The organism is Bradyrhizobium sp. LeoA1Lang, assembly GCF_055413685.1.
The window spans coordinates 32636-41961 of sequence record NZ_JBVAPG010000042.1 but is presented as its reverse complement, the minus strand read 5'-3'; the positions used below and the strand labels follow the sequence as shown (position 1 = coordinate 41961).

Annotated in this window: 10 protein-coding genes; 4 read left to right on the top strand and 6 right to left on the bottom strand. The window is 63.1% G+C overall.

The genetic code is table 11. The annotated features are described in order from the left end of the window. Positions 1–50 precede the first annotated feature (50 nt). A complete protein-coding gene (locus ACZYOF_RS16620; protein WP_463716427.1) occupies positions 51–1031 on the bottom strand; it encodes a hypothetical protein in 981 nt (326 codons plus the stop codon). A gap of 101 nt (positions 1032–1132) precedes the next feature. Next, a complete protein-coding gene (gene recA, locus ACZYOF_RS16615) occupies positions 1133–2221 on the bottom strand; it encodes a recombinase RecA (protein WP_130581564.1) in 1089 nt (362 codons plus the stop codon). Between the two features lie 304 nt (positions 2222–2525). Here recA and ACZYOF_RS16610 point away from each other — a divergent pair, with 304 nt between their 5' ends. The 3 genes from ACZYOF_RS16610 to ACZYOF_RS16600 all read left to right on the top strand — a co-directional run bounded on the left by ACZYOF_RS16610 (position 2526) and on the right by ACZYOF_RS16600 (position 4080). After that, on the top strand, positions 2526–2693 hold the full coding sequence (locus tag ACZYOF_RS16610) for a hypothetical protein (protein ID WP_463716426.1): 168 nt from the start codon (positions 2526–2528) through the stop codon (positions 2691–2693). 832 nt (positions 2694–3525) lie between these two features. Next, positions 3526–3735 carry a hypothetical protein gene (locus ACZYOF_RS16605; RefSeq protein WP_282532394.1) on the top strand — a complete coding sequence of 70 codons (210 nt, stop codon included), beginning with the start codon at positions 3526–3528 and terminating at the stop codon, positions 3733–3735. Positions 3736–3846: 111 nt separating this feature from the next. After that, positions 3847–4080, top strand: coding sequence for a DUF6894 family protein (locus ACZYOF_RS16600; protein WP_463716425.1), 234 nt, complete (start codon positions 3847–3849; stop codon positions 4078–4080). Between the two features lie 106 nt (positions 4081–4186). Here ACZYOF_RS16600 and ACZYOF_RS16595 read toward each other — a convergent pair whose 3' ends face one another. Both ACZYOF_RS16595 and ACZYOF_RS16590 read right to left on the bottom strand, forming a co-directional pair. Next, entirely contained in the window at positions 4187–4417 is a 231-nt protein-coding gene (locus tag ACZYOF_RS16595) for a hypothetical protein (RefSeq protein WP_130582301.1), read from the bottom strand. Positions 4418–4500: 83 nt separating this feature from the next. Continuing rightward, entirely contained in the window at positions 4501–4779 is a 279-nt protein-coding gene (locus ACZYOF_RS16590; RefSeq protein ID WP_130582300.1) for a hypothetical protein, read from the bottom strand. 191 nt (positions 4780–4970) lie between these two features. On the opposite strand from ACZYOF_RS16590, the gene ACZYOF_RS16585 reads away from it, so the two are divergent. Beyond that, the gene (locus ACZYOF_RS16585; protein WP_130582299.1) at positions 4971–5429 is read left to right on the top strand and encodes a PaaI family thioesterase; all 459 of its coding nucleotides are present in this window, start codon (positions 4971–4973) and stop codon (positions 5427–5429) included. A gap of 260 nt (positions 5430–5689) precedes the next feature. Here ACZYOF_RS16585 and ACZYOF_RS16580 read toward each other — a convergent pair whose 3' ends face one another. Both ACZYOF_RS16580 and ACZYOF_RS16575 read right to left on the bottom strand, forming a co-directional pair. Continuing rightward, positions 5690–7723 (bottom strand): pyrroloquinoline quinone-dependent dehydrogenase, encoded by a 2034-nt coding sequence (locus ACZYOF_RS16580; protein ID WP_463716424.1) that lies wholly within the window; start codon positions 7721–7723, stop codon positions 5690–5692. Between the two features lie 67 nt (positions 7724–7790). Then, positions 7791–9248 carry a caspase family protein gene (locus ACZYOF_RS16575; RefSeq protein ID WP_463716423.1) on the bottom strand — a complete coding sequence of 486 codons (1458 nt, stop codon included), beginning with the start codon at positions 9246–9248 and terminating at the stop codon, positions 7791–7793. Positions 9249–9326 lie beyond the last annotated feature (78 nt).

Here is a 9326-nt window from a genome sequence, read left to right as displayed (position 1 = left end):
CTTGGCGGCAATGATGGGTTTCGCTGCGCTCTACCCATCCTACGGGATCGTCAGGACGCGACCAGCCCTGGATTCCAGCGCCAGAGGTTATCGTTGGTCAAATGTGTGCCGCCCCACCAGCGGTCGATTGGGTTGTGACGGCTGAAATCTTCCTTGTGGGCAAGCACCGCCTTGCCAAACTTGGTGAGCGACAGTCGGCTTCGCTTGTATGCCGCGCCGCGGCCGCGGTAGTTATCTCTCCTGAGGGTACGGAGTTCATCATCGAGACCAGCCACGGCGGGCGTCGGACCGTGCGCCAGCCCCTCCAGCAGAGACCCGATCTCCCACTCCTTGAACACACGACGCTGGCGAAGGCCGCGAAGATGGAACAGCGAATTCGTATCCCGGTATCCTGCGGCAATCAGCTCCAGCAGGCGCATCTCCGTCGCGCCGAGTCCAGTTGTGCTGGAGGGAAGCTCTTCGAGAAGGTCAATCAGAGCTGTCCTCAGCAGCGGTAGTGCGCTCAACTCCTTGCCGAGGAGGTTGAAGCAGGCTTCCGGCGTCGGCGCCCGATACGCCTGCCAGCTCATGCTTCCCGTTTCAAGCTTCGCCTCGGTGACGTCGACTTTGCGTACGTCCGTCGCGGCGGGTCCCTCGTGGTCCATCATGAGCAGATCGAAGTCGACAATGAGCAACCTCAACTTGGCCACTGTTTCCGGGTGGGAGCGAAAGAAATCGAGCAGCGAGATCAATTGCAACTGATCATCCGGCCCTGGATCAAACCATAGCTCGACAGTTTTGTATGGCTCGCAGAAGTCGACCAAGGCGAGGTCCTTGCGAGCTTCGCTGTTGTTTCGAAACTCGCCGACGAAGTCCGACCAATGAGATCCCGGACCGTGCTGCTCAGAACGCGCGGCGACATAGGTGGCGAAACTGTCAGGAAACGGCAATGGACCCCATACAAGACGAGTGGTGAAAGGAATGACGGCTTCAGCTAGATCCATGCGCATGAGGCAGTAGCCGGACGAGCTGGTCAGGATCAGGCGCTTCATGGCCCCCTCGGCAATCACCCGAACAAAACGGGCGCCGAAGACGTCGGCAACTCAACGTCCTCAGCGCCCGCTTCCCGCGAAGAAATCGGATATCTTGAAACTTACTCTTCCGCCGGCTCATCGCCGTCGGCGTCACGCTCGGGGGTGCCGGCGAGGATCTGCTCGGCGATCAGGCCGGAGTTCTGCCGGATCGCGAGCTCGATCTTGCTGGTGATGTCGGGGTTGGACCTAAGGAACGCCTTGGAGTTCTCGCGGCCCTGACCGAGCCGCTGGCTGTCATAGGAGAACCATGCGCCGGACTTTTCGACGATGCCGGCCTTGACGCCGAGGTCAAGGATCTCGCCCATCTTGGAGACGCCCTCGCCATACATGATGTCGAACTCGACCTGCTTGAAGGGCGGCGCTAGCTTGTTCTTCACCACCTTCACGCGCGTGGTGTTGCCGACCACCTCGTCGCGCTCCTTGATCGCACCAATGCGGCGGATGTCGAGGCGGACGGAGGCATAAAACTTCAGCGCATTGCCGCCGGTCGTCGTCTCCGGCGAGCCGTACATCACGCCGATCTTCATGCGGATCTGGTTGATGAAGATCACCATCGTGTGGGACTTGTTGATGGAGGCGGTGAGCTTGCGCAGCGCCTGGCTCATCAACCGCGCCTGCAGGCCCGGCAGCGCATCGCCCATCTCGCCTTCGAGCTCGGCCTTTGGCACCAGCGCCGCCACCGAGTCCACCACCAGAACGTCGACCGCGCCGGAGCGCACCAAGGTGTCGCAGATTTCAAGCGCCTGCTCGCCGGTATCGGGCTGCGAGATCAGGAGTTCGTCGATGTTGACCCCGAGCTTGCGCGCATAGACCGGGTCGAGCGCGTGTTCGGCGTCGATGAAGGCACAGATGCCGCCCTTCTTCTGGGCTTCAGCCACCGTGTGCAGCGCCAGCGTGGTTTTCCCCGAGGATTCCGGCCCGTAGATCTCGACGACGCGTCCCTTCGGCAGGCCGCCGACGCCCAGCGCGATGTCGAGCCCGAGCGACCCCGACGATACCGTCTCGATATCCATCGAGCGGTCGCTCTTGCCGAGCTTCATCACCGAGCCCTTGCCGAACTGGCGCTCGATCTGGGACAGCGCAGCAGACAGAGCTTTGGACTTATCCATGGAGGATCCTTCGACAATACGCAGCGTAGTGACGGACATGGGATGTGCTCCTTATGACGGGGATTCGCTAGCGGGACAAACGGGGCGCGATAAGAAATCGATGGTTTATTGCGTCGGAAATTATGTACCACCTTTGTTCCATGTTCGCAATATGTTCTTTTTGAACTCGGGCGCCCCAAGTTCCAGAGAGAGAGAGAGAGCGACAATCCGTAGTTCTCCGACCGAGAACGAAGTTCCTTTCGAACTTAACGCAAGTTAGCGGGTATCCGGGTTTCCTTCCTAGCGAGAGAGCATCTCTTCCGTTCCGGAATTGTCTTTCGGACAGATCAGAACGGGAAATGCCATGAGAAACACGCTGCAAGACCCGCGCTACTGGCGAGAGCGAGCGGAAGAGACGCGCACCAACGCAGAGTCGTTTGCGTACCGTAACTCGCGCGAAAGGCTGCTTAAGATCGCCGAAGAATATGATCGACTGGCTGTCTACGCCGAGCAATGGCAGTTGCAACGGTAAGGCCGCGCCATCCCGCCGAGATGGGTGGGAAGAACTGGCAGTCGTGAACTCGGCTGCGATCGATCAGGGCGCTCGCGCAAAGCTCGTCGTGCGCCCTGCGAAGGTTTCTCGGAACACGCGTTCCAGATCGATGCTTGCGCGCGATCGTTTGCTCGCGGGCATCGATCGCCGCCGCCGGCAAGCAGTGGTGCAACGACTCGCGCAGACCCGCAGTCCCCATTGCTCAGCTACGATTGCCTCGCCGCGACGACAGCGATCGTCCGCGACTGAAACTCAATATGGGCGAGGACGGGTGCCCATGTACCGATCGAGCCCGCGCGGGCGCCGTAGTTCTCCGGAGAAGAACAAAGTTCCATCAAAATGTTCGCGATTTGGTGCATCTGCCCGAGAACGCACGGGTTTTCGAACGGGGGCTGCTTGACGGTATCCCTCCACGCCTGACGGGATCGCAGGGTGCTTCGGGTTCCTCGGACGACAAGTTGCTCGTGGGTCCGGACCTGTAGCGGGCTTGTCCGAGGGGCCGCGGCCGGCTGCCACGTTTCCGAGATAGTTCCGTCACGCATCGCATGAAGCAATTTGATCGAACGTGGCAACGGCGCGTCCTGGCGGAACTGACCAAGCTTTGGGAAAAATATGCACTCCGCTGGAACGGTGGGATTCGATCGATGTTAACTTACGTTAAACCCGGGGACGGCGATTGGTAGGGTTTGGGAATACCGGGACCAGCGATCGGATCGCGCAAGGCTGCGGCAACTGCCCTTCGGCAGATTGCGATGTGGCGCAACCTTTCGTTCGGCCTCGAATACCGCCGGCTGTGCGCGGAGCCTAAAAGATGATCCATAAGGGCGTCGAATATACCGTCACACTGGCCACCCCCGGTGTGTGGAAGTGGCAGTTTCAGATCGGCGATACAATCAAGACCGGCAAGACCGAGGCGAAGCTTCAATTGCTGGCGATCCGACGGGTTCAGTTACGCATCGACCGCGAGCTGAAGAAGGCCAGCCGCGAAGCGAGCAGCGCCGCAAACTCATCATTGCGCTGACAGCACTACCGTAAATAACCGGGATTGATCTTTCCCCTGTCAGGACCTCCACTGAGTTTTTGCTCCCAGTGGGTTGCCGGTCGGCGGCCTTTGATGCGCCGGTGCCATCTCATGCCGCTCTATTTCTTTCGCATCCGAACCGCCAACGGCACCGGCATCTGCAATGACGGTGCGGAGTTTGCTGATCGCGATGCTGCCTGGAAGGAGATGACTCGTGTCTGCGCCGACATGATCAGCGGCGTATCGCGTCATCTTCGGGAAAACGCGGAGTGGCAGATCGAACTGCTGGATGAGGCCAAGAGCCCGATCTTCCGGATTCGGCTGGTCGCGAAAACGCTGGACTAGGGCATATTCGGTTCTGATTGAATCAGAACCGAAGCTCTAGATTCTTGTTTTGACGCGTTTTCTTCACGCGAACCGGTGTCCACTTCGCTCGAAAACGCTCTACCTCTCAATCGGCGCTGGCAAGACGCCGCATCGTGAATTCGATCCTGTCGCCGGGCAATTCGCGCCAGCTTTCCACCGCGCTCATATAGGCGGCCTTGGGATACCGGTTGAGGAAGTCGCGCGCCTTCAGCCGCGCCTCGTCGCGCGGCAGGGTAAAGGTCTCGCGCATGAAGCCGTCGCCCCGCTTTCGCCGGGCAGCCATTCGGCTCGCAAGATCACGCGGACGCAAGGCCATGTCGCAATTCCAAACCAGGTGACGACCGGCCAAATATAGGGAGAGCGGAGACCGAATCCGAGTCTCCGCGTCGACGCCGGCGCTTACTGCTGCGCGCTGCCGGTCTTGGTCTTCGGCTTGGCCGGGGTGGCGGCCTTGGGGGCGTCGCTCCGCACGGTACCCCACGGATCGGATGACGTCTTGGCGTCCGGAATCTTCTTCAGCGATTCCCTGTAGGCCTTATCCCTGATCTGGTCCTGCTCGATCTCGTCCGGCGTCTTCGTCGGCCCGTCGCCAAGCAGGTTGATATGGGGGGTCGAAATTTGCGCGTAGGCCGGCGTTGCCAGCAGCGCCGCGACAGCGATGGCGCCCAGAATTCTCATGAGATGCTCCCTTACTACTCCCCTCGGGGTTGGCTTGGCGTATAGCATCGCCCAAGCCGCACCGCAAAGCAGGCCGCAGGTGCGATCCGGCGCCAAAAGTCTGGCAATTTCAAGCCGGCCGCCCTGCTGTTCCCTTCCCCGGAATGCCCTCTAGAATACCATCATCATCCAGGGAGAGGAACGAGCGCCCCATGCAAGAAGAGGTCACGGAATTCGGCATCGATGATGCGCGACGGGTGCTCGGCGAGGTATTTGCCCCCTGGGTGCTCGATCTCAATCTCTCGATCGAAGGCTTTGATGCTGCGCCGCCGCAGGAGGCCGGTGCCGATTGGCAGCCCGGTGCTGTCTTGCGCATGCCGTTCTCCGAACGGCTGTGCCGTCACGGCGGCGTCGTCTGTGGCCAGGCGCTGATGGCGTTCGCAGATACTTCGATGGTCATCGCCAACCTAGCCGCGAACCGCAGCTATCGGCCGATGACCACCGTCGACCAGACCACGCATTTCATGCGCGCGGTGAGCGCTGCCGACGTGCTGGCGGACGCGCGCGTCGTCCGCCTGGGCCGCACCATGAGTTTCGGCCGCGTCACGCTGCTCTCGGCCACCGACAACAAGCCGGTGGCGATGGTGTCGAGCGCGTTTGCGATGTTGTGACGGCATTTGGGGCGTAAGAGACGCTACGATCGCAATCTCGCGGTGAGATTTCCGTCATTGCGAGCGCAGCGAAGCAATCCATGTCTCCGCAAGTGGCGCGATGGATTGCTTCGCTGCGCTCGCAATGACGCGGTGTCCATTTCGACGCTTGCGCATGCGGTTCAATGGATTCTCTGATGTGCAATTGCACATCATAGTTCGCGCAAGCTCGGCACGCATTGAATCCAAGCGCATGTCGACTTCGTGCGCGGAGTGAGAAGTCAGATTGTGGATTTCGCTGAACGAGCACGACGCGTGCGGCGCCAGCGCCATGCCGCACCCACAATGATCGCAAGAACGAGCCCCGCTGAAATCGCGCCGCCAAGGAAGCGTCCGCCCGGCCGGTCGATCGTGCGCGACCACAGCGATGGCGCTTCGCCCTCTCGCGGCAGACGGAAAGCCACCACGCTGTCGCCGATCGTGGTGCCCGCTTCCGAATGGCCGCCGGCGCCGATCACGACATATTGCTCGCCCTTCCAGAGATAGGTCATGGGATTGGCAACGCCTGGCACCGGCAGCCGGCCCTGCCACAACTCCCGGCCAGTCCTGGCATCGAACGCGCGCAAATACGCATCCATCGCGCCGGTGAAGACTATTCCGCCCGCGGTGACCACCACGCCATTCACCAGCGGCGTACCCCAGTGGAAGGCGATACCGAGCGGCGCGCGATCCTCCGTCGTGCCGACCGTTGAACGCCAGAGAATCTTGCCGCCCCTCAGGTCGACCGCGACCATCTCGCCCCAGGGCGGCTTGTTGCATGGCAACCCGAGCGGCGAAGTCACCACCGCGCGCGACATCGCGAAAGGCGCGCCCTCCTGCCGGCCGAAATCGTGGCCGGGCGGCGGATTGAAGCCAATCGCCTGCTCGCGCGGGATCAGCTTCACCAGATGCACGGCACGGCTGACATTGGCGTAGAGGATCTGATGGAGCGGATCGAACGCGACGCCGCCCCAGTTCACGCCGCCGCCGGTGAATGGAAACAGCAGCGTGCCTTGCGTCGATGGCGGCGTGTAGAGTCCATCGCTGCGCGCGCTCGCGAATTGCTCTTTGCAGGCGGAGCGGCCGAGAAGCGGAAACGGATCGAACGCGTCGTCGACCGAGATCTTCTGCGGCACGAGCGTCGGCACGTGGGTCGGGAACGGCTCCGTCGGCGAAGGCCTCTCGCCGTCCGCCGTGCCTTGCGGCACCGCGCGCTCCTCGACCGGCCACACCGGTCTGCCGGTATTGCGGTCGAGCACGAAGACAAAACCCTGCTTGGTCGGCTGGATCACGACGTCGCGCATGGCTTCACTGACATCGATCCGTACCAGCGTCGGCTGGGCCGGCAGGTCGTAATCCCAGAGATCGTGATGCACGGTCTGGAACGACCATACCAGCTCACCCGTCTCGATGCGCAGCGCGACGACCGAGTTGGCATGCTCGTTATTGCCCGGACGCTTGCCGCCCCAGAAATCCGGGCTCGGCGAGGTCGTCGGCAGGAACACCAGGCCACGCGCTTGATCCACCGACATCGGCGCCCAGACATTGGCGTGACCCGCCTCGATGCCGTCATGCCGCAGCGGATCGAAATTCCAGCGCGGCGCTCCGCTGCGCGCATCGAAGGCGCGCACCACGCCGCGCGGCGCGTCGACGCGGCGGTTGTCGCCGATCGCGGAGCCGACCACGATCACGCCGCGGCCGACCACCGGCGGCGAGGTCACCTGAAACTCGCCCGGCCATTCCAGTGTCATGCCGATCTCGAGCCTGACCTCGCCGCCATTGCCGAAACCGGCGCAAGGAATCCCGCTCTTCGCATCGAGCGCGATCAGACGGGCATCGTTGGTGCCCATGAAGATCCGCGATCGGCAGACCGCTCCCGCGGGCGCATTGTCGTCGACCCAATAGGTGACGCCGCGGCAGACATAACGGTTGGCGGGACGCTGGTTGGTGTTGATAGCAGGATCGTAGCGCCACTTTTGCGCGCCGGTCCCGGGATCGAGCGCGATCACCTCGTTGAACGGCGAGCAGAACACCAGGCTGTCCTCGACGAACAGCGGCGTCGCCTGGAATTTCGTCCGCCGCATCACCTCCGGCGCGCGGCGGTCGAGATCGCCAGTCCGGAATTCCCAGGCGCGGATCAGGTTGGCGACATTGTCAGGCGTGATCTCTTTCAGCGGCGAGAAGCGCGATCCGCCGGGATCACCGCCCCAATGCTCCCATGCGAGGGCCGGCGTCGCGAGACACAACACGGCAAGCAGGCGGACAAGATGGCGCATGGCGTCCCGCTGAAGATGTGGTCATCGACTACTGCATCTTCCCCGGATGAATTACGCCACTACCGGCTCAGTATCCACCCCTGCGACCGCTCCAGCCATCGCCACCGCGTCCGCCATAGCCGCCGTAGCCGCCGGGTCGGCCATAGCCGCCGCCCACGCCGATCCCGATTCCGATCGAGACTGGCGGTCCGGCGGGCTCGTAGACGACGCGCGGCGGCGGACGGCGCACGACCACGACGTCCTCCTCCTCGACGTAGCGGCGCGGCGTGCTGGCGCGCTTGGGCGGCGCCGGCTCGGCACGCTTCCTGGCTGGTGTATCGACCCTCTTGAGCGGCGCCGGTTGCGACGGCGCGTTGCAGGGACAGGTCAGCGCGGCGTTGGTCGGGGGCACGCTGACGGGCGCGGCGAGTGCCAACGCCATGTTCGGGCGGTTGCGCAGCCGCTCCTCCAGCTTGCGCGCGGTCGCGGCGAGATCGCTGTCGGGATATTGCGCGAGGAACGCGCGATAGCCGGCCGCGGTGTTGATCAGGACGGCGTTATTCCAGGCCACCATGCGGCGATGGCGATCGAGCCAGTCGCGCGCCTGCAGCCCGCGCGGCGTTGAGGCGTAGAGCGCGGCAAAGGCTTCATAGGCCTCGTCGGTGCCGTCGGCGACGATGATCTCATTGGCGGTCTCGACCGGCTTGCCCTGCAAGTCGCGCTTCCATTGCTCGACCGTGCGCCTGGCCGATGCGAGTTTTGGCGCGGCGGCGTTCGTGCCGGCGGGAGCTGCCACGAAGCGGAAATCCTCGGTCAGCGACGAGCTGTCCCACGGCGTCTGACGGCCATCCGTCGCCTTGTTCACGGCGACACGAACGCGCTTGAGGGTCTCCTCGATCGGCGCTGTCTCCTTTGCTGCCGCGAGCAGCGCCGTCGTGTAGGGACTGTTGCTGCCGTCGCCGTCTTCGGCTTCCGCGCCGGGCGAGGTCGAGAACGACAGGAAGGTGCCGGGCGCGCCGGTCTTGGCGTCGACGACCGCAAGCCCGTGGCCGGCGCTCTTGAGCTCCGGGAACGGGTTGTTGCGGCATGCGTCGAGCAAAAGGATGCGCATCTTGCTCGGCACCGAATTCAGCGTGTTCAGGACATCATTGAGGCGCACCGCCTGGATCGGAATGTCGGCCTCGCGCTTGGGATCGACATCGGTCGGAACGAGGAAGTTCTCGCCATCGACCTGCAGGCCGTGGCCGGCATAGAACACCAGTGCCACCGTATCCGCACCCTTTGCCGCGACCTCGCCGGCGAATTCGCTGACCTTGGCGCGGAATTCATTCTGCGAGAGGTCGGAAGCCGATACCACCTGGAAGCCCGAATCGGTGAGGAGCTGCGTCATCGCCTTGGCGTCATTGGCCGGGTTGGGCAGCACTGGCACCGACTTGTAGGCGGATTGTCCGATCACCAGCGCCAGCCGGTTCTCGGCCAAAGCGGGCGAGGTGCCGAGCAGCACGGCAGCGGAAACAAGCAGTCTGGCGAGCGAGCGGCGCGACATCGAACGACCTCCGGCAATGCGATGGCTTGCCGGATTGGTCGTGAGCTTTGACGGCAAGGTTCAACCTCGCCGGCCGAT

Bases quoted from the DNA above. Each gene is read 5' to 3' on its own strand.
- ACZYOF_RS16605 (WP_282532394.1), top strand. From the start codon at position 3,526: ATGATCCATAAGGGCGTCGAATATACCGTCACACTGGCCACCCCCGGT.
- ACZYOF_RS16610 (WP_463716426.1), top strand. From the start codon at position 2,526: ATGAGAAACACGCTGCAAGACCCGCGCTACTGGCGAGAGCGAGCGGAA.
- ACZYOF_RS16600 (WP_463716425.1), top strand. From the start codon at position 3,847: ATGCCGCTCTATTTCTTTCGCATCCGAACCGCCAACGGCACCGGCATC.
- ACZYOF_RS16575 (WP_463716423.1), bottom strand. From the start codon at position 9,248: ATGTCGCGCCGCTCGCTCGCCAGACTGCTTGTTTCCGCTGCCGTGCTG.
- ACZYOF_RS16580 (WP_463716424.1), bottom strand. From the start codon at position 7,723: ATGCGCCATCTTGTCCGCCTGCTTGCCGTGTTGTGTCTCGCGACGCCG.
- ACZYOF_RS16620 (WP_463716427.1), bottom strand. From the start codon at position 1,031: ATGAAGCGCCTGATCCTGACCAGCTCGTCCGGCTACTGCCTCATGCGC.
- ACZYOF_RS16595 (WP_130582301.1), bottom strand. From the start codon at position 4,417: ATGGCCTTGCGTCCGCGTGATCTTGCGAGCCGAATGGCTGCCCGGCGA.
- ACZYOF_RS16585 (WP_130582299.1), top strand. From the start codon at position 4,971: ATGCAAGAAGAGGTCACGGAATTCGGCATCGATGATGCGCGACGGGTG.
- recA (WP_130581564.1), bottom strand. From the start codon at position 2,221: ATGTCCGTCACTACGCTGCGTATTGTCGAAGGATCCTCCATGGATAAG.
- ACZYOF_RS16590 (WP_130582300.1), bottom strand. From the start codon at position 4,779: ATGAGAATTCTGGGCGCCATCGCTGTCGCGGCGCTGCTGGCAACGCCG.